The organism is Nocardia asteroides (assembly GCF_021183625.1).
GTDB lineage: Bacteria > Actinomycetota > Actinomycetes > Mycobacteriales > Mycobacteriaceae > Nocardia > Nocardia asteroides_A.
In genome coordinates this window covers 2,785,161-2,803,631 of record NZ_CP089214.1, presented here as the reverse complement: position 1 = coordinate 2,803,631, position 18,471 = coordinate 2,785,161, and the positions used below count along the sequence as shown (strand labels likewise).

The following is an 18,471-nucleotide window of genomic DNA, read 5'->3' as shown; positions in this document are numbered from 1 at the left end:
CATTTACCGAGCAGCATTTGCAGCTACAACAAGAGTGTCCCAGCCTCCACGGCTATTCTTAAGCGTCTTTTCCGAGCAGAATAAGTAGCGCCAAGTTCCGAACCGGCCATCGTCATTCACAAACCGGGCCCACTCTTCCGCAGCAGCTATTTTAGCTTCCACATCTCGACGTTGGGCGTCATGATCTGATTTGCCTTCGATGAGCCAATGCACGTCCGCATCATCTACTGCGATAAAGTCGGGAAAGTAGCGGCCACCATAGTCGAGTGCGATATATGCCGGATCGTTAGGCTGTAGGCGCAACCACCATTCAATTCGCGAAGAGCTGTCAAGTATCTCAGCTAAACGGCGCTCAGTCGTTCTAGCATCGAACGACGCTACCGGAAGCACAGACTTCCGCCAGCCTGAATACCATCGCCCTCGTTCGAATTCCTCGTACCTATCGAGTACATCCGTAGGCATTGGGCGTGGTTCAACTGGCAGGATGACAGGATGAATAGCGTACTGAGGTTGAAGGCGGCGCGAATTATACTTCTGCCGTATAAGAGCATCTATACCCTCAAGGGCTAGGCGCTCGCGTTCGGTCCCCCAATTGACTTCGCTCCCTTTCAGTGCTCCAGCGCCTGAGAGAAAGGCGCGTACTACGCGCCGGACCGCGTTGAATTCGGGCAAAGACTCTTCTACTAATCCTAAGCCAAGAATTCGCGACTCAAGATTCGTGGCGACTCGGTCAATGGGGATCCAGCCTTGAAAAGCTTCTCCCGGATCTTGAGCTTCACGCCTTATTTCTACCTCGCCGCACACAGTGCGCCGCGCAGCGAGTGCCTCCCGGATCAGTGGAATTTTGATTTCGTGCGCGAACGCAGCTCCAGAGGCTCGCGCGTCAGCGTCGTCGACGTACGAGAGGCTGAATCGCACTGGCAAAACTTCCCGCTCTCGCCGAGGAAACTTGATCTGAGGAGCGCCGCTGACGCGCTGCAGAATTCGATATTCTGCAGCATCTCGCTGCCCTAGAGCCTCGGTGACACTGTACTCTTGCAGAATCAAGCCGGCGGTGCCATCGACCCGCTCCCCGTCGATAATTCGCGAGGGTGTAACAAGTCGCAATTCACCCTGAAACCCAACTTCCTCAACCGGGCGCGTCAGGTGTTGTTCGTTTCCCGCCTCGGTGAGTTCTCGTGCTTCAGCACTCTCGCCGCGGGGGCTTATTCGCTCAATTAGCGCGTCCTTCTGCTCTAGTAACTTGCGGTAGGAGTCATGCGCAACCAAATCCACTGTATCGATCATCGGAACCCCTACTCGTCGCCCGTATGGCAAGCGCAAGCCGCGTCCAAGTATCTGTTCAGTCAACGCCTGTGATGCGAGCCGACGGAGCGCGACAATAACGCCAATGTTCTTGACGTCCCAGCCTTCCTTCAGCTTGTCGACACTTACCACTGCCCGTATAGGGGAGTTTGGATCCTCGACTGCAGCCAGCGCTTCTAGTGCTGTGTCCGACGACTGGGAAGTGATCTCAAGTACTGCGGCCGGGTCGCCTATATAGGAAGTATCCGCGAGCATATTGGCCGTATCATTGGCGTCTTCTACGGTCTGGCACACCACAAACAACACCGGATTTACTGGTCGCTCGCCAGCTGCTTCAGCCCATGTTCTGTATGCGGCCGCTTTGACTGTTCGAAGGTGGCAAGCATCAGCAAGTTGAGTCGCGGTATCTTTGTGCCCGTCCTGGCGATACACGATTACCGGTATTTTCACTAGACCGTCGGCTATTGCTTCCGCCAGGCTATAACGGTAGATCACCTTTTCCTCGTCTGCGGGGTCTGGTGTCGCCGTTAGTCCCACGAGTGCTCGCGGCTCGAGATCTCGTATAGCCGATGAGAAGGCCTGGGCCTGTGCGCGATACACGTGGTGCTCGTCCGCGATAATTACCAGGTTTTGAGCCGATTGGAGGTGCGAGTAGAGATCGCCACCAATGAACTCATCAATCTCTCGCACTTTTCGCGAGGCGTTCATGGCCGGCCGAATCAACTGCTGTACGTTGAAAACAAACAGCTTGAGTGTTCCGGGCTCGTGGAGTGCATCGCCCACTTGGCCCCGTGAAAAGTTCTCTGCTGTTATTAGCAAAGGTTTGAAGAGTGCTCCCGGCACGAACTTAGGATTGTCGGCACTAAAATTTCCGATAGTTTTCTCTTGGATCGTCCGGCCTGGCGTTACAATCAAAATATTGCGCAGACCCTGGCAGGCCAAATAGTCGACGAGAGCGGCTGCCAGGTAGGTTTTACCCACCCCAGTCGCGAGGTCGCACACAACCTCGTGAAATTCGTCTGTATGAATGCTGGCAATTATTCTGGTCAAAGCAGCTTTATTTGGGGCGCGCAGATTCATGCGTGAGGCGATCTCATCAATCAGCTCTTGGTCGTACTGCAACCACGTCACCGCACCACACCTCGTTTCAGAAGATCTTTCGGAGCTTTTCTTAGCCGCGAACCTGAATTTAGCTCCTTGAGTAATGTTCCCGCGTCTGCGGTGGCTCCTTTTCCGACAACCACGGCGCGCTCATCGTCATTCAGGTGAGCAACTACCGCGCGGATTATCTGCTCGTCAACCACACCATCGATTACTGCGAGTCGGGACCGCCCCTTCGTGCCGCAGAATGGAGGCTCATCTCTAAAGGCAAAATCTAATTGCGCAGCGACTGCTTTAGAGAATGCGCCATTAGTCACCCATTCTGCGAGAAATAGGTGTCCTTCGGCCAGGCTGTACATGGACGGGCTAACTTCAAGAATGCGGAATCCGCCGCCTTTACTCCATTCCGCCGTCTTGGTAACTCCGCCGGGGTCGTCACCGTTTACAACTTTACTTAGTCTGGACCGAGTGAAAGTTTCGACCGTTTCTTGTGATAGCTCAACAGTGATCCAGCGACGTTCCATTTTATGCGCTACTGCGGCGGTTGTCCCAGAACCGGCGAAGCAGTCCAGCACGATGTCGCCTGGCTTCGTAGCGATAGTCAAGATGCGGTGAAGAAGACGCTCCGGCTTCGGCGTAGAAAAAACGGGCACGTCAGGCAGAAGGCGACGCATCTCGCGGCTACTCTCTCCGCTGCTTCCTACCTCTTTGAAATCCCACACAGTCCGGGGGACAAGATCGGCAACTTCAGATAGGTATCGTTTGATTCTAGGGCGGGCATCGCCACCTCCGCGCCACCAGATACGGCCTTCTCGGTCCAGTTCTTCAAATCGCTCTTTCGAGACACGCCAGTATCGGCCGGGCGGTGGGCTAAAAACATTTCCTGTGGGGCCGGTTACCTCGTATCGGCCGAGAGAATACGGTTTGTTCGCGAATGGGTCGCCAGCAATCCAGGGACCGTTGGGATCGTTGTCCGGATTGCGGTAACTCTTGTCAGTCTCTTCGGTGCGTGGCAGTCGATTGGGCCGCCATATATCTGCGTCTTTGGCGTATACGTGGATGTAATCCTGGTCTACCGAGAAGTGTCTCGCACTGTTTCTCGGGCTATCTGCTTTTTGCCAAATTATAGAAGTGATGAAGCTGCTGCGCCCGAATATTTCGTCCATGAGCACTCGGCAGTACGCCATCTCTGCATCATCAAGATGCACCCAAACTGAACCGTCGGGAGCCAACAGATCTCTGATTAGCAGTAGGCGATCGCGCATCATAGTCAACCACACCGAGTGTTCCAGGGCGTCGTCGTAGTGTTGGAATGCCTGCCCAGTGTTGAATGGTGGATCAATATATACTAGTTTAATGCGTCCGCGATACTCGCTAGCATATTCCGGTATCCGATTGAGTGACTGGAGAGCGTCGTAAGAGTCTCCGACGATCAGCAGGTTGTCGGTTGTTGCTTTTTCAGGGGACTGTACGTCACCTACGGCTTCCTTTTCGTGCAGCAGTCGTACCTCGCCGAAGCGTGGATCGTCGCGAGGCACCCACATATAGCCTCCGTCCGCAGTCCTCAAGAGCGCCTGATCCTTCCCCACCCAGGACAGCGTGAGCCGACCGAACGTTGTGGCCCCGTGTGGCGCAGCAGGTGAAGTCACGTCATCAGCCTATAAGTGTCGTCGAAGCGGCGGTGTGGTGGCTCGCCCTGCAACCACATGCAGGGGAGACAGAGCGCCGTCGGCAGACGGGCGACACTGGCCTGTCCTCGGTGTGGCCTGTCCCCTATGGATGAGACCGCCTGGATTTGCAGTGCGGTTGAGCCTGGTGAGGGCCTGGAAGAGACACTGAGGACTATGGCAGGACGGAAATGGCATTCCGCGGAGGCGATCGTGCGGAAACTGCGCCGTGCCGATGAGCGGGCCGCGGCGCGCGCAGGCGGTGAGGATATAGCCGCTGAGCTGGGGATCTTTGCGGCGACCTCCTACAACTGGCGGCGTTCGTTCGGCGGGATGGACACCGACGTCGCCAAGGAGGTCGAGGAGCTACGCGAGCGAACGTCAGGTTGTAGCGGCTGGTCGCGGATGCTGAGCTGGAGAAGGACGCGTTGCGGGAGGTCGCCCAGGGAAGCTTTTGACCCCGGCGGCCAAGCCGCGGGTGGTGGGCATGCTCCAACGGGTCAGCGCATACCCGAACGTTTCGCCTGCAGGGTCATCGGGGTGCATCGGTCCACCTTCCGGCGGCTGCCAGCCGCTCATACAGCTCCTGATCCCGACCTTGATGCCCGGGCATGGCTGCGCGAGTACGCGCGTGAGAACCCGCGTTACGGGTTCGGCCGGGCCCGAGCGGCGTTGCGGTTCGAGGAATGCTCCGGGGCAACCGCAAACGGGTCCACCGGCTGTGGAAGCAGGAAGGCCTACAGGCCCGCACACATTGTCGGCGCAGACGTGCCGGGGCCTCGTCGGCACCGGCTGTTGCCAAGTATGCGCCAAAGACTCTGTAGGCATTGACGATCGCTTCGATGGTCGATGAACACACCCGCGAGTCGCTGCTGCACGTGGTAGAACGCTATATCACCGGCGAGAGACTCGTCACCAAACTGGCCCGGGTCTTCGCCGTCCGTGGTGTCCCTCGGGTGCTGCGCTGTGACAACGGCCCGGAGCGATTCCCACAGTGCTGCATGGCCTTTGCTTCGACCGGGTCGGGATCGCCTACATCCCGCCTGGCATGCCCTGGAACAACGGCTACATCGAGTCGTTCAACTGTCGGCTGCGCACCGAGTGCCTCGACCACAACCATTGGACCTTTCTGCGCGAGGCCCGCGTGGTCGTCGGCGACTTCGACACCGGCCACAACCTATGCCATCGGCACTCGGCACTGGGCTACCGAATAGGAGGACAACCCCGCAGCCTGACCGCCTGACCCACCCGATCACGCGGTGACTATCCCGCTACACCCGCATTTGAACCTGACTCTGGCCGACCGCAAGATTGGTGGAGAGCCGGTCCCCGCGGCGGGATCGGCCGCGCTCGAGCGGCACCGCCGAGCGCGCCGACACAGGTTCGGGGCGGGATGAACAGGGATGTCGATGGTCCGGAAAGGCAGAAGCCCGGTCCCGCTGGACGCGAAACCGGGCTCCGGTCGTGCCGCTACGCCTGGTGGAAGTCGCCGCGCGCGATACCGGCGGTGAACGCGTCCCAGGTGTGGGCAGGGAAGGTCAGGTGCCCGACGGCGATGTTCTTGGAGTCCCGGACACCGACCTGAGCGCCCTCGAAGGCGACCTCGACACAGTCTCTGTCGCCGCTCTTGGAGGACTTGAACCAACGGGCACCGGCGAAGTTCATCGCACATACCTCCTTGCCGCCTGCCTGAGCAGGTCACGTGTCTGCTGCGGATTCAACGCTACGCGGGTCAGCGCTCGATGCGCCATCCGGTAACGCTCCACGCTTTCGGATTGCTCCAGATACAAGCTCCCCGTGAAGCTTTCGAGGTGCACGACTGGCGGTTCGCTCGTGCCCTTCGCGTCCGGCGCGAAGTCGAGGATGAAGTAGGGGCCGATCACATCGCCCAGAGGGGATGCGGCATTGAATGGCACCACCCTGACCTCAATGTTTTCTCGGGTGCTGAGGTCGGCGAGGTGCCGCAGTTGCTGCGACATGATCGCTGGGCTCCCGACGACCCGGTGGAGCGCGTGCTCGTCCAACAGCACTGTTGCGTGCATCGGTCGCCACGTCCGGGTGACGAGCTTCTGGCGGTGCAGCCGCATCTGCACGCGCCGCGAGATGTCCGAGGACTCGTTGTCGGGGTAGACCGTGCGGATCATGACCTCGGCATACGACGGCGTCTGCAATAGGCCCGGAACGATGATGCCATAGGAGGTTGACGACGCGGCCGCTGCCTCGAGCCCGATGTACACGTCGAAGCCCTCGGGAATGAGGTCGCCGTACTCATGCCACCAGCTGGGGTCGTTGCCTTGCCGAGCCAGGCCCATCATCGCGTCGGTCAACGTCTGATCGGCGTGTAGCACGCGGCACAGCGCCTCGATGTCGAGCAGCCGGATGCGATGCGGCGTACCGGTTTCGAGCCGCTGTACCGTCCCGGCGCCGCGCTCGATCAGTCGAGCAACCTCCGCAATCGTCAGCCCGGACTCCTGCCGTAGCTCACGCAGATGCCGCCCCAACTGTCTGCGCGGCACTGTCGAGCCCGCGTGAGCGTCGGACCGCCCCCCACTTTTGGATTCCCCGTTTTGAACACTGGGGCCCCTATTTTTGGATGCCACAGATCTCCCCTTTGGATGAAGGAAAACTCATCACGCACAACGGTTTACATCATATCTGGAGATCTGTCAGGGCGATCGGCGCGATTACCCCGGATCATCCGAACACCGTCGAAACGCGCTCGCCGATGCGGTCTGCTATCCCCGGCGCCCGGCCCGGGAGGAACGTCAGGCGGCTCCTCCCGCCCACCGGACCCACCGCCCCGGTCCGGGGCTGGGCGCCCTCGAATCTGAAGGTCAGCAACCGAGGGGGAAACGAATGCATGTCGGGACGCCACCGTGGGGGATGACGCTCGAAGAGTGCTGCGACTTCTACCGCAAGGTGTGCGGTATCCCGGCCTTCATCAGCACCGACGGGATCAACACCATCCGTGCCGGCGGCGACGGCTTCTGTGTGGTCACGACACCACCACGCCTCGGCGCCGCTGTGCGATCACGCATGGACGACGTACCGGGACGATGCGGACCCGTCTCGTCGTCCGCTCTCAGCGGACGCTGGATGTTCCTCGCCCGAGTCGGCCCCGTCGACACCTGTGCCGACCTCGAACTCGCCGCGGTGAACGTCGGAATCACCGATGCAGCGACCTTCCCCCTCCCTGCGCCAGGACCGCCGAGCGCCACGCAGCGCACGTGGGTCGTCCCGCCCACCGACACCTACCTGCCCACCAGGGACTGGATCGTCGACGCCATCCGCTGGTCTCGACCCCGTGCCCGCCGATGAGCGAAGCACCGCCTTCCCCCTGCCCGCAAGACCCCTTCGCCCGATTGCCACCCCGCCCCACGGAAAGCGCTCCCGTACCCCAGTCCACGGAGGCGAACCCCAATGCCCCCTCACCGCAGCACAACCGCCGGGGACCGAGCCCACACCGGCCGCAACGGCTCGGCACCGACCTCTCCGCATCCGGACGAACCCGATATCTGGCTCACCCTCACCCTCGGTGGACTCGAATTCCACTTCGTCGCCTGCCTCACCGCCGCTCTCATCTTCGTCTGCGACCTGCAACGCCACCGTCTCGCGGAACACGTGCACATCGCCGCGTACGGTGCGCACGAGACACCGCGACTCCCCAACGAGTGCCTATTCCTCGAGCCGTAGCCGCAGCCTGTGTTCCAGGTAGCAGGTACGTCCAATTGGGAAACCCCCACCGGAATCCCCTATCAGCGGTGGCGACGCTGGACTCCGGATCGGCGAAAGTTCACAGCATGTCGACAATGCTCTCCACTCCGTGCGACACCGCCTTCGAGGAACTCTCGTGGCGAGCCGACGGACTGTGTGCACAGACCGACCCCGACGCCTTCTTGCCGAGCCAGGGCGAATCGGCGCGCGACGCCAAGAGCATCTGCGCCGGGTGCGGGGTGGGACAGAGCTGCCTGGTACGCCATCGCCAAGGACGAGCGGTTCGGGATTTGGGGCGGGCTCTCGGAGCGGGAACACAGGCGGATTAGCGGTCGCGATAGGTCTCCAGGAGGGGCAGCCAGACTTCGCTGATGGTCAGTAAGGGCGGGACGGTGTGCCAGAGGCGGTCGATCGGGACCTGGCTGGTGATGGTGATGGAGTGCATCAGCTCCGCGACGCCGGGGCCGGCGAAGGTGGCGCCGACGATCGTTCGCTGGTTCGGGTCGATCAGGAGCCGCGCGCCTGGCCGCGATAGCGGAGGTAGCGCAGCACCTCACTCCCGGGTATGAGGCGAATGCAGCGCCGTGGACCGAGGACGAGCGAGAAATCGGCCGATACGTTCCGGGCATCGCATGAACTCGGAGGGCGGGGAGCGAATGAAACACGAACGTCGACGGCTCATCGGATTTTTTGTGACGGCGTTCGCGCTCACCTGGGTCTGGTGGATTCCCGCTGCCCTGATCGAACGCGGCGTCCTCTCGCTCGAGCTGCCCTGGATCGCCTTGATGATCCCGGGCGGCCTGGGCCCGCTGGTGGCGGCGCTCATCTGGGCCGGTCGGCGCACGGGCGGCGACGGCATCCGGCCGTTTCTGCGGCGGGCGTTCCGGTGGCGGGCCGCACCCCGCTTCTATCTCCTCGCCACCGTGGGGATGGCCGCGCTGATCCTGGGCACCGTACCCGTGCACCTGCTGGCCGGGGCGAGCTGGGACGGCGCGGGCGCGTTGTCGGGACTGGTCGCGCTGCCTGCCGTGCTGGTCTTCACCTTCGTGCTCGGCGGCGGCATCGACGAGGAGTTCGGCTGGCGCGGTTTCGCGCTGCCGCGGTTGCAGGCCCTGCTGCCGATTTGGGCGGCGAACCTGCTGCTGGGGCTGCTGTGGTCGCTGTGGCACCTGCCGCTGTGGTGGAATCCCGCTGTCGCGCAATCCGATCTGAACTTCCCGCTGTACATCGTGTCGACCACGGGCTTCTGCTTCGTGCTGGGCTGGCTGTACAACGCCTCGGCGGGCAACGTCATGGTTGTCGTCACCGCCCATACCTTCGCCAACCTGGCCTACGGCTTGCAGGCCGGGGCCATCGAGCCCGTGTACCAGTGGGTCGATGTCGTTGTGATGGCCGCTGCGGGGGTGTTTGCCATGGTCGTCACTCGCGGGCGGCTCGGCGCCGCGGAGAGCGGGGCGGCCCGGATGTCGTCGGGGCTCGAGCCGGTAGATCCGCGCGGCCTCACGGACACCCCGCGATTCCGGCGCTAGCCTGAGATATGGATGCTGTCACGGTTGTCCCCACCCCGGACAACGAGCCGATCCACACCTACGCCCCGGGCACCCCGGAACGCGAGCGCCTGCGTGCGAAACTCACCAAAATATCCGAGCAACAGCTGGAAATTCCGCTGGTCATCGGCGGCAAACATCGCCCGGGCACCGGTACCAGGCACGAGATCGTCACTCCGCACCGGCACAGCCACGTGCTCGGCACCTACACCGACACCACGCACGAGGAAGCCCGCTCGGCCATCGACGCCGCCACAGCCGCGGCCCCGGCCTGGCGCGCCCTCCCGTTCGATGAACGCGCCGCCGTGCTGCTGCGCGCCGCCGACCTCCTGTCCGGCCCGTGGCGGGAAACCGTGGCCGCCGCGACCATGCTCGGCCAGTCGAAATCCGCGCAGCAGGCGGAGATCGATGCCCCGTGCGAGCTGGTCGACTTCTGGCGCTACAACGTCGCCTTCGCTCGCGACATCCTCGCCCAGCAGCCGGAGTCGAGCGCGGGCACTTGGAATCGCATGGACTACCGCCCGCTGGAGGGGTTCGTCTACGCCATCACCCCGTTCAACTTCACCGCCATCGCGGGCAACCTGCCCACCGCGCCGGCGCTCATGGGCAACACGGTGGTGTGGAAGCCGTCGCCGACGCAGACCGTCGCCGCGTTCCACACGATGAAGCTGCTGGAGGAGGCGGGGCTGCCGCCGGGGGTGATCAATCTGGTCACCGGGGACGGGCAGGCTCTGTCCGAAGTCGCGCTCACCGATCCGAACCTGGCGGGGATCCACTTCACCGGCTCGACGAAGACCTTCAAGTACCTGTGGCAGCAGGTCGGCGCGAACCTGGACCGGTATCGCGGGTATCCGCGGCTGGTCGGCGAGACCGGGGGGAAGGACTTCGTGGTCGCGCACCCCTCCGCCGACCCGGCCTCGCTCGCCACCGCGCTCGTCCGCGGCGCCTTCGAGTACCAGGGTCAGAAGTGCTCGGCTGCCTCCCGCGCCTATATCCCGCGATCGCTCTGGACCGCCATGGGCGACGAATTCCTCCACACCACAGGTGAATTGAGTTACGGAGACGTGGCCGAGCTGACCCACTTCGGCGGGGCGCTGATCGACCGCAGGGCCTTCGACAAGAACGTGGCCGCGCTGAACCGGGCACGGGAAGCGGGGATCGAGATCCCGGTGGGCGGTACCGCGGACGACAGCGAGGGGTACTTCGTGCAGCCGACCGTCCTGCTGGTCGACGACCCGCGCGACGAGGCGTTCGGCACCGAGTACTTCGGCCCGATCCTCGCGGTGCACGTCTACGACGACAACGCCTGGCCCGCCGTGCTGGACGAGGTCGACAGCGCCGCGCCGTACGCGCTGACCGGCGCCGTCTTCGCCCGCGATCGGCAGGCGATCACCGAGGCGAGCACCCGACTGCGATACGCGGCGGGGAACTTCTACGTCAACGACAAGCCGACCGGCGCGGTGGTCGGGCAGCAGCCCTTCGGCGGGGCGCGGGCCTCCGGCACCGACGACAAGGCGGGGTCGCCGCTGAACCTGCTGCGCTGGGTCGCGCCGCGGACGATCAAGGAGACGTTCGTCCCGCCCACCGACCATCGCTACCCGCACATGGGCACACCGTGAACCCGCTGCGCCCGGTGATCCTCGCGGCGGCCGGATCACCGCGGCTGGCGAAGGCGGTCACCACGGTGCCGGCCACAGCGGCGGTGGTGCGGCGCTTCGTGGCGGGCGCCGACCGGGCTGCGCTGCTCCCGGTGCTCCGCGAACTGCTCGCCGACGGGCGGCGGGTCAGCGTCGACTTCCTCGGCGAGAACACCACCGACCCGGCGCAGGCCGATGCCGTCGTCGCCGAGTACCTGGCGTTGATCGGTGATCTGGCGACGCTGGCCGATGCGCCGGGCGTCGAACGGGGGCCGGAGTGGGCGGTGCCGCTGGAGGTGTCGGTCAAGCTTTCGGCGCTCGGCCAGGCACTGCCGGAACCCACGGCCATCGACCGGCTGCGCACGATCTGTGAAGCCGCCGAGCGCGCGGGCGTCTGGGTGACCGTCGACGCCGAGGACCACACCGCCACCGCCGGCACCCTCGCCACCGTGCACGCCCTGCGCCCGGAATTCCCCTGGCTCGGCGTTGTCCTCCAGTCCTACCTGCACCGCACCGAGGCGGATTGCGGCGGCTTCGCCAGCGAAGCCTCCCGGGTCCGGCTGTGCAAGGGCGCGTACAACGAGCCGCCCGAAGTCGCGTTCCAGCACAGTGCGGAGGTCACCGACTCCTACCTGCGCTGCCTGGATGTGCTCATGAAGGGCGACGGCTACCCGATGGTCGCCAGCCACGACCCGGCGTTGGTCGAGGCGGCCATCCGAGCCGGAATCCCGCGCTACGAGCACCAGATGCTGTACGGCGTGCGCGATCTGGAACAGCGCAGGTTGGCGGCGGAGGGCCGGGCGGTGCGGGTCTACGTGCCGTACGGCACCGAGTGGTACGGCTACCTGACCCGCCGCCTGGCCGAGCGCCCGGCCAACCTGGGCTTCTTCCTGCGCGCCCTGGTCAGCCGTTCGTGACTCAGACCAGTGGCTTGCCGAGCCTGCGGCGCAGCCGGAAATCGGCCAGGTAGAAGTTCATCGGGAAGAGCCGCAGCGTCGTCGGCAGTTTGCGCTGGCCGGCGCCGATGGCCCGCATGAGCAGCTCGAGCCGCCGCTCCTCGCGCTCCGACCAGGTCATCCCCATCTGCTCGCGGAGCCGGGGCGGGAGCAGGCCGGTCACCAGGAAGCGCTGGAACGGGGCGAAGGCGCGCAGCGGTTTGGGCAGCATGTGCAGGTCGATGAGGGTGTCGAAGTACTCGCGGGTGCGGTCGTCGATGGCGCGGGTGGCGAGGCCGGACTCCCAGTACTCGGCGAAGGCGGCGCGGTCGGCGGGCCACATGTCGGGGCGCATCTGCAGCGAGGTGCCGAGGCGGGCGGCGTAGCGGTAGAAGGTGTCGGCGGTGTCGTCGTCCCACTCGCCGTGCAGCCTGCGCTCGATATCGATCACGCCGTAGTAGAGGCAGGCGGCGACCCAGAGCTGCAGGTTCGGGTCGAAGGCGTTGTACTTGACGGGGCTCTGCTTCGAGGAGCGGATCGAGCGGTGCGAGGTGTTCACGGCGTCGCGGTAGGCGGCGCGCTCCTCGTCGGTGCCCATCAGCGCGACGGCGAGGTAGGTGAGCGTGGTGCGCAGCCGCTTCATCGGGTGCAGCATGACCTTGCCCGAATCGACCGAGCTCTCCAGCACGCCGTAGGCCACGGGGGCATGGCTGAGCTGCATGATCACGTTCGCGGTGCCGCCGAGGAAGGCGCCCGCGCCGGTCCATCGGGCGGCGATGTCGAAGTCGTCGACGGGGGTCGCCGTCGGCGCGGGGTGCGGTGCTGGCATCGTTGCCACCTTCCGTGAGAAGATTCACCGGTAAAGCTCTCATCATCTCGAAACGCTGTCAATCGGGGTTGTGACCATGCGATGCTGAAGCTGTCATCGTTTCGCGGATGGATAGGGTGGCCGACATGGCGAAGCTGACCCGACTGCTGCATCTGGTGCGGTCCGCGGGCCCGGAGGATCGCAACCAGACGCGCGTGCTCGACGCGGCGCTCGTCGCCTTCCTCGACTTCGGCATCAAGCGGACCAGCATGGTCGAGGTGGCGCGGCGGTGCGGGCTCTCGCTGGCCACGCTCTACCGGCGCTTCGCCAGCAAATCCGATCTCATCCAAGCTGTGGGGTTGCGGCAGGCGAAGCAGTTCGTCGAGGACGTGGATGCGGCGTTGCAGCGGCAGGTCGATCGGGATGCCGGGGCCGAGGATCAGATCGTTGAGCTGTTCGTGGTGTTTCTGGAGGGGTTGCGGGGGAACAAGCTGCTGGATCGGCTGTTGCAGACCGAGCCGGAGATCGTGCTTCCCTATCTGACCGTGCAGGGGGCTCCGGTGATCGAGCTCGGGCGGGATTACTTGGTGGAGTTCATCTCTCGGTTGCAGCGGGAGGGGAAGTTGCCGGAGTACGATCCGGCGCCGATTGCCGAGATGATCGCCCGGACGTCGCTCTCGCTGGCGCTCACGCCGCAGACGGTGATTCCGTTCGAGGACGAGCGGGCGGTGCGCGATTTCGCGCGGGACCATATCGCTGTCTCGTTCCGGGTGCCGGGGCGGTTGGCCGAGAGCTGAATTCGAGAATGCTCGAGAGCGATGCGAGTATCGAACAGTTGGAGGGGCGGTGGCCTGAGTCGGATCCCGATGCCAGCAGGCTGATCCGGGTCGTGCACGGCCTGCGCCGGCTGCCTATTTCCGCGCTGACAGCGGAGGACCTCCGGATTCTCCTCGGGCAGCGGGAAGCTGTCTCGGCGGTGCTGCCGCGCGCTCTCGACCTGATCGACGCCGATCCGCTGACCTCTGGGGATATGTATCCCGGCGATCTTCTGGTTGTCGTGTTGCGGCTCGGCGAAGCCGGGGCGCTGAACTCGAAGGACATCGATCGGTTGCGGGTGGCGATCGAGCGGATTCGGCAGATCGACGACGGCTCTGTGGTGGGCGAGATCTGGGAACGAGCGGCTTCCCTCGGAATCGCCTGAGGCTTCGAGTTCCGGGCTGTTGCTAGACCAGCGGGAGTCCGTGCTTGCGGCGGAAGCGCAGGTCGCTGAGGTAGATGCTGAGGGGGAGGCGGCGCACCGAGTAGGGGAGGGCGTTGTCGACGTGGCCGAGGAGACGGAGGGTGTGGGAGAGGAGCCATTCGTCGCGGGGCGTCCAGCGCAACCCCATCTGGTCGCGGACGTGCGGGGGGAGCATTCCGGCTACGAGGTAGCGGTGCGGGCGGCTCAGGAGGAGCTGGACCGGTAGCGGCAGCATCTTGAGGTCGACGAGGTCGCGGAGGTAGGCGCGGACGGCAGGGGAGACGGTGGTGGCGGCCAGGTTCTCGGACCAGTAGCGGTCGAAGGCGGCGCGGTCGGGGGGCCACATGTCCGCGCGGACCTGGAGGGTGGTGCCGAGGCGGGCGGCGTACTGGTAGAAGGCGTCGGCTTCGGGGCCGTCCATCGGGCCGTGCAGGCGTTCGTGCAGGTCGGCGAGGCCCCAGTAGAGGCAGGCGGCTACCCAGAGCTGGAGGCGGACGTCGAAGGCGTTGTATTCGACCGGGCTCGAAGCGGTGGAGCGGACCTGGCGGTGCGCGGTGTTCACGGCCTCGCGGTAGGCGGCGCGCTCCTCGTCGGTGCCGAGCAGGGCGACGGCGAGGTAGGTCATGGTGGTGCGGAGGCGTTTGATCGGGTGGATCATGACGTTGCCGCTGTGCACTTTGCTCTCCAGCACGCCGTAGCCGACGCCGGGGGTGGCGAGTTGCAGGATGACGTTGGGGGCGGCGGCGAGGCCGCCCGCTACCACCGGTAGGAAGGCGGCGACGTCGAAGTCGGCCGGGGGCTCGGGGGGCACGGGCGACGGTCGGGACACTCCGACCTCCGATCTCGACGGTGAGATGGATACACAGCCACGGTTTCACTGTTTCGCAAAGCGTGTCAATGACGCCCGTGAGCGGTGACCGATCTGTGATCAGTAGCGTGAGCGGGGTGCTGCTGCGATCGCTGAACCCGGCCGCCGTCGCCGCCGGCGACGACCTCCCGGATGCCCTGACCATTGCCGGGGAGACGCTCTCCCGCTCCGACCTGCTCGGGGCGGCCACCTCGGTGGCCGAGCGGGTGGCGGGGGCGGAGCGGGTCGCCGTGCTGGCGCGGCCGACCGTGACCACCGTGCTCGCGGTGACGGGGGCGTTGCTGGCGGGGGTGAGTGTGGTGCCGGTGCCGCCGGATTCGGGTGCCGCGGAGTTGCGGCACATTCTCGGGGACTCCGGTGCGCAGGCTTGGCTCGGGGACGCTCCCGAGGGGAGTGAGCTGCCGCGGATTCCGGTGCGGAAGCACGCGCGGTCGTGGCATCGGTATGCGGAGCCGGATCCGGCGGGGATCGCGTTCGTGCTCTACACGTCGGGGACCACCGGGGCGCCGAAGGGGGTGCTGCTCAGCCGGGGGGCGATCGCGGCCGGGCTGGATGCGCTGGCCGAGGCGTGGGCGTGGACCAGGAACGACACGCTCGTGCACGGGCTTCCGCTGTTCCACGTGCACGGGCTGATTCTCGGGTTGCTCGGGCCGTTGCGGGTCGGGAGCCGGGTGATCCACACCGGGAAGCCGACGCCGGAGGCGTATGCCGCGGCGGGCGGGACGCTGTATTTCGGGGTGCCGACGGTGTGGTCGCGGATCGCGGAGGACGAGGAGTCGGCGCGAAAGCTTGCCGAGGCTCGGTTGCTGGTCTCCGGGAGCGCGCCGCTGCCGGTGCCGGTGTTTCGGAAACTGCACGAACTCACCGGGCACGCGCCGGTGGAGCGGTACGGGATGAGCGAGACCATGATTACGCTCTCCACCAGGGCTGATGGTGAGCGCAGGCCGGGCTGGGTGGGGCTTCCGGTGCGCGGGGTCGAGACCAGGCTGCTGGATGAGCGCGGGGCCGAGGTGCCGCACGACGGGGAGAGCATCGGCAGTCTGCAGGTGCGGGGGCCGATGCTCGGCGACGGGTACCTGAACCGGCCGGACGCCACCGCCGAGAGCTGGCTCGCGGACGGGTGGTTCGCGACCGGGGATGTGGCGGTGATCGATGCCGACGGGTTCCATCGGATCGTCGGGCGGGAGTCGGTGGATCTGATCAAGTCCGGGGGGTACCGGGTCGGGGCGGGGGAGGTGGAGACGGCGCTGCTCGGGCACCCGGAGGTGGCCGAGGTCGCGGTCGTCGGCCTGCCCGACGACGATCTGGGCCAGCGCATCGTCGCCTTTGTGGTGCCGCGCGGCGCGGCACCCGACGAAGCGGAGCTGGTGGCGCTCGTGGCGACGGAACTGTCGAACCACAAGCGGCCCCGCGAGATTCGCTTCGTCGAGACGCTGCCGCGCAACGCCATGGGGAAGGTGCAGAAGAAGCAGTTGAGCTAGTTGTGCGCGTGCAGCGCGGAATTCAGCTCGATTCCGGTGCCGGTGCGCGAAACCACCTCGACCGCGCCGGACTGCGAGTTCCGCCGGAACAGCAGGTTCGGCTGCCCGCTCAGCTGTGCCGCCTTGACGATCGTCCCGTCCGGCGTCGAGACCTTGGTGCCCGCGGTGAGGTAGAGCCCCGCCTCGAGCACGCAGTCGTCGCCGAGCGGAATGCCGAGCCCGGAGTTGGCGCCGAGCAGCGAGCGCGCGCCGACCGAGATCACGGTGGTGCCGCCTCCGGAGAGCGTGCCCATGGTGGAGGCGCCGCCACCCACATCCGCCCCGTCCCCGACCACGACACCGGCCGAGATCCGGCCCTCGACCATCGACGTGCCGAGCGTCCCGGCATTGAAGTTCACGAATCCCTCGTGCATGACGGTGGTCCCGGCGGCCAGGTGCGCGCCGAGCCGGACCCGGTCGGCGTCACCGATCCGCACTCCGGTGGGCACCACGTAGTCGACCATCCGCGGGAACTTGTCGATGCTGTACACGGTCACCGGCCCCCGGCCGCGCAGCCGCAGCCGGACGTTCTCGAACCCGTCCACCGCGGCGGGGCCGTGGTTGGTCCACACGACATTGGCGAGCAGCCCGAACTGACCGTCCAGGTTGAGCCCGTGCGGCTGGACGAGCCGGTGCGAGAGCAGGTGCAGCCGCAGGTAGACGTCGTGCGCGTCGACCGGGGGGGCCGAGAGGTCGGCGATGGTGGTGCGCACGGCGACCACCTCGACATCGCGCGCGTCGTCGGGGCCGACCAGGGTGGAGTACTCGGCGGGCGGCGCGTCCAGCCGCTCGGTGCCGGTGCTGTCGAAGCTGCCGAGCTCCGGGGCCGGGTACCAGGTGTCCAGAACGGTCCCGGACGAGGTCACGGTGGCGATGCCGACTGCTGCTGCTCCCTGAGTGCTCACGTCGAGAGAGCGTACCGATCGCCACCGGCGCGTGGTGCCGCCACGTCCGCCGACCGCGCGACCAGGGCCGAGCGCAGCTTCCAGATGTCGGCGCCGCAGGTGGGGTCGAGCCCGGTGAACTGGGCGATCCGCTTGAGCCGGTGGTCGACGGTATTGGCGTGGATGTGCAGCTGCCGCGCGGTCAGCTGGCGGTTGAAGTCGTTCTCCAGGTGCGTGCGCAGCGTGGCGAGCAGCTCGGGGTGCTCGTCCAGCGGGTTCAGGATGGCGGCGAGGCAGTCGCGGGCCGGGCCGGGCCTGGTGAGCTGGAATTCGAGGGCCATGCGCTCGAAGCGGTGCAGCCCGCCGCGGGCGCCGATCAGGGTGACGGTGTCGAGCAGCTGGTGCGCGCGGTCGGCGGCGTCGGGAATGGCGTGCTTGTCGGCGTGCACGACGGTGGCGGTGATCGGCACCCTGGCGGCCGCGGTCAGCTCGGCGATCAGCGCCTCCAGCGAGGCGTCGTTGACGGTGTGCGCGGGCAGCAGCACGGTGCCGCCGTCCACGCTGAGCAGGGCGAGGGTGTCGCGCCCCGCGTGCGCGGCGAGCGCGGCCTGGGCGCGGCGCAGGGTGCGCCGGACCACGACGTCGCCGTCGAGCGCGGGGTCGGCGGCGTCGGGGTGGGTGGGGATCTGCAGCGCGAGCACGGCGTACCGCTCGGCGGGCTCGATGCCGCACTCGCGCGTCATGGTGCTGGTGGAGTAGCCGCCGAGCAGCGCGGAGGTGAGGGTGTGCACGGCGGTGTGGTGGTCGGCGGCGGCGGAGCGCAGCTCGCGGACGTAGGCCATGCTGATCGCGGTGGTCATCCGGTCGAGCGCGGTCAGCATGGCGCGCATCCCGGCCACCAGGGTGTCGTAGTCGTCGCGGCGCACCTCGCCCTCGGTGCGGCGGGCGGCCACCAGGTCGAGGCCGATCCGGTAGCCGGAGTGCACGGCGTGGTGGACGGCGTCGATCGGCACGCCGGTCCTGGCCCAGCCCGCCGCGGCGCGCTCGATCTCGGCGATGTGCTCGGTGGTGTCGTCGCCGTCGGCGGTGGCGAGCGCCGCCGCCAGGCACTGCCTGGTGAGCGCGGTCACCTCGTCCGGCGCGTCGAGCGCCGCGATCTCGAGTAGTTCGCGTTCCGGCAGGGTGACGGTCACGACAGGCTCCTCCACTGCTCGGCGCCTACCAGGCGATAACGGTGTTACTCGG

The 18,471-nt window shown here is 65.9% G+C and carries 16 protein-coding genes and 1 pseudogene; 9 read left to right on the top strand and 8 right to left on the bottom strand.

What is annotated here, in order from left to right:
• Positions 1 to 3: 3 nt before the first annotated feature.
• On the bottom strand, positions 4 to 2,436 hold the full coding sequence (locus LTT61_RS13555; protein ID WP_233020314.1) for a DEAD/DEAH box helicase: 2,433 nt from the start codon (positions 2,434 to 2,436) through the stop codon (positions 4 to 6).
• A complete protein-coding gene (locus LTT61_RS13550; protein ID WP_233020313.1) occupies positions 2,433 to 3,995 on the bottom strand; it encodes a site-specific DNA-methyltransferase in 1,563 nt (520 codons plus the stop codon). Before LTT61_RS13550 ends, LTT61_RS13555 begins: the two co-directional genes overlap by 4 nt.
• Before the next feature lie 1,072 nt (positions 3,996 to 5,067).
• On the opposite strand from LTT61_RS13550, the gene LTT61_RS32950 reads away from it, so the two are divergent.
• A complete protein-coding gene (locus LTT61_RS32950) occupies positions 5,068 to 5,316 on the top strand; it encodes an integrase core domain-containing protein (protein ID WP_420094783.1) in 249 nt (82 codons plus the stop codon).
• 227 nt (positions 5,317 to 5,543) lie between these two features.
• On the opposite strand, the gene LTT61_RS13540 is transcribed toward LTT61_RS32950, so the two are convergent.
• Positions 5,544 to 5,738 carry a DUF397 domain-containing protein gene (locus tag LTT61_RS13540; RefSeq protein ID WP_233020312.1) on the bottom strand — a complete coding sequence of 65 codons (195 nt, stop codon included), beginning with the start codon at positions 5,736 to 5,738 and terminating at the stop codon, positions 5,544 to 5,546.
• Positions 5,735 to 6,589 carry a helix-turn-helix domain-containing protein gene (locus tag LTT61_RS13535; RefSeq protein ID WP_233020311.1) on the bottom strand — a complete coding sequence of 285 codons (855 nt, stop codon included), beginning with the start codon at positions 6,587 to 6,589 and terminating at the stop codon, positions 5,735 to 5,737. Before LTT61_RS13535 ends, LTT61_RS13540 begins: the two co-directional genes overlap by 4 nt.
• A gap of 367 nt (positions 6,590 to 6,956) precedes the next feature.
• On the opposite strand from LTT61_RS13535, the gene LTT61_RS13530 reads away from it, so the two are divergent.
• The 5 genes and pseudogenes from LTT61_RS13530 (at position 6,957) to LTT61_RS13510 (ending at position 11,888) form a co-directional block, all read left to right on the top strand.
• Positions 6,957 to 7,391 carry a hypothetical protein gene (locus LTT61_RS13530; protein WP_233020310.1) on the top strand — a complete coding sequence of 145 codons (435 nt, stop codon included), beginning with the start codon at positions 6,957 to 6,959 and terminating at the stop codon, positions 7,389 to 7,391.
• A 491-nt stretch (positions 7,392 to 7,882) separates the two neighbouring features.
• Positions 7,883 to 8,159, top strand: a pseudogene (locus LTT61_RS13525) (WhiB family transcriptional regulator).
• A gap of 284 nt (positions 8,160 to 8,443) precedes the next feature.
• Positions 8,444 to 9,316 carry a CPBP family intramembrane glutamic endopeptidase gene (locus tag LTT61_RS13520; protein WP_233020309.1) on the top strand — a complete coding sequence of 291 codons (873 nt, stop codon included), beginning with the start codon at positions 8,444 to 8,446 and terminating at the stop codon, positions 9,314 to 9,316.
• Between the two features lie 8 nt (positions 9,317 to 9,324).
• The gene (gene pruA / locus LTT61_RS13515; protein WP_233020308.1) at positions 9,325 to 10,953 is read left to right on the top strand and encodes an L-glutamate gamma-semialdehyde dehydrogenase; all 1,629 of its coding nucleotides are present in this window, start codon (positions 9,325 to 9,327) and stop codon (positions 10,951 to 10,953) included.
• Positions 10,950 to 11,888, top strand: a complete 939-nt coding sequence (locus tag LTT61_RS13510) for a proline dehydrogenase family protein (RefSeq protein WP_233020307.1) — start codon at positions 10,950 to 10,952, stop codon at positions 11,886 to 11,888. The genes pruA and LTT61_RS13510 overlap by 4 nt, the downstream gene beginning before the upstream one ends.
• Position 11,889: 1 nt before the next feature.
• Here the strand turns inward: LTT61_RS13510 and LTT61_RS13505 are convergent, their stop codons facing one another.
• Positions 11,890 to 12,735 carry an oxygenase MpaB family protein gene (locus tag LTT61_RS13505; protein ID WP_233020306.1) on the bottom strand — a complete coding sequence of 282 codons (846 nt, stop codon included), beginning with the start codon at positions 12,733 to 12,735 and terminating at the stop codon, positions 11,890 to 11,892.
• 125 nt (positions 12,736 to 12,860) lie between these two features.
• Between LTT61_RS13505 and LTT61_RS13500 the strand changes: the two genes are divergently transcribed.
• Both LTT61_RS13500 and LTT61_RS13495 read left to right on the top strand, forming a co-directional pair.
• On the top strand, positions 12,861 to 13,511 hold the full coding sequence (locus LTT61_RS13500) for a TetR/AcrR family transcriptional regulator (protein WP_233020305.1): 651 nt from the start codon (positions 12,861 to 12,863) through the stop codon (positions 13,509 to 13,511).
• A gap of 8 nt (positions 13,512 to 13,519) precedes the next feature.
• Positions 13,520 to 13,915 carry a contact-dependent growth inhibition system immunity protein gene (locus tag LTT61_RS13495; protein ID WP_233020304.1) on the top strand — a complete coding sequence of 132 codons (396 nt, stop codon included), beginning with the start codon at positions 13,520 to 13,522 and terminating at the stop codon, positions 13,913 to 13,915.
• Positions 13,916 to 13,937: 22 nt separating this feature from the next.
• Here the strand turns inward: LTT61_RS13495 and LTT61_RS13490 are convergent, their stop codons facing one another.
• Positions 13,938 to 14,783 (bottom strand): oxygenase MpaB family protein, encoded by an 846-nt coding sequence (locus LTT61_RS13490; RefSeq protein ID WP_233020303.1) that lies wholly within the window; start codon positions 14,781 to 14,783, stop codon positions 13,938 to 13,940.
• Positions 14,784 to 14,851: 68 nt separating this feature from the next.
• On the opposite strand from LTT61_RS13490, the gene LTT61_RS13485 reads away from it, so the two are divergent.
• Positions 14,852 to 16,303, top strand: a complete 1,452-nt coding sequence (locus LTT61_RS13485) for an acyl-CoA synthetase (protein WP_233020302.1) — start codon at positions 14,852 to 14,854, stop codon at positions 16,301 to 16,303.
• On the opposite strand, the gene dapD is transcribed toward LTT61_RS13485, so the two are convergent.
• The gene (dapD, locus tag LTT61_RS13480) at positions 16,300 to 17,247 is read right to left on the bottom strand and encodes a 2,3,4,5-tetrahydropyridine-2,6-dicarboxylate N-succinyltransferase (RefSeq protein ID WP_233020301.1); all 948 of its coding nucleotides are present in this window, start codon (positions 17,245 to 17,247) and stop codon (positions 16,300 to 16,302) included. The genes LTT61_RS13485 and dapD overlap by 4 nt on opposite strands.
• Positions 17,244 to 18,419, bottom strand: coding sequence for a PucR family transcriptional regulator (locus LTT61_RS13475; protein ID WP_233020300.1), 1,176 nt, complete (start codon positions 18,417 to 18,419; stop codon positions 17,244 to 17,246). The genes dapD and LTT61_RS13475 overlap by 4 nt, the downstream gene beginning before the upstream one ends.
• Positions 18,420 to 18,471 lie beyond the last annotated feature (52 nt).

What these genes read in the sequence shown, in the direction of transcription:
- LTT61_RS13540 (WP_233020312.1), bottom strand. Translation starts at nt 5,738, where the DNA reads ATGAACTTCGCCGGTGCCCGTTGGTTCAAGTCCTCCAAGAGCGGCGAC.
- LTT61_RS13530 (WP_233020310.1), top strand. Translation starts at nt 6,957, where the DNA reads ATGACGCTCGAAGAGTGCTGCGACTTCTACCGCAAGGTGTGCGGTATC.
- LTT61_RS13520 (WP_233020309.1), top strand. Translation starts at nt 8,444, where the DNA reads ATGAAACACGAACGTCGACGGCTCATCGGATTTTTTGTGACGGCGTTC.
- pruA (WP_233020308.1), top strand. Translation starts at nt 9,325, where the DNA reads ATGGATGCTGTCACGGTTGTCCCCACCCCGGACAACGAGCCGATCCAC.
- LTT61_RS13505 (WP_233020306.1), bottom strand. Translation starts at nt 12,735, where the DNA reads ATGCCAGCACCGCACCCCGCGCCGACGGCGACCCCCGTCGACGACTTC.
- LTT61_RS13500 (WP_233020305.1), top strand. Translation starts at nt 12,861, where the DNA reads ATGGCGAAGCTGACCCGACTGCTGCATCTGGTGCGGTCCGCGGGCCCG.
- LTT61_RS13495 (WP_233020304.1), top strand. Translation starts at nt 13,520, where the DNA reads ATGCTCGAGAGCGATGCGAGTATCGAACAGTTGGAGGGGCGGTGGCCT.
- LTT61_RS13485 (WP_233020302.1), top strand. Translation starts at nt 14,852, where the DNA reads ATGACGCCCGTGAGCGGTGACCGATCTGTGATCAGTAGCGTGAGCGGG.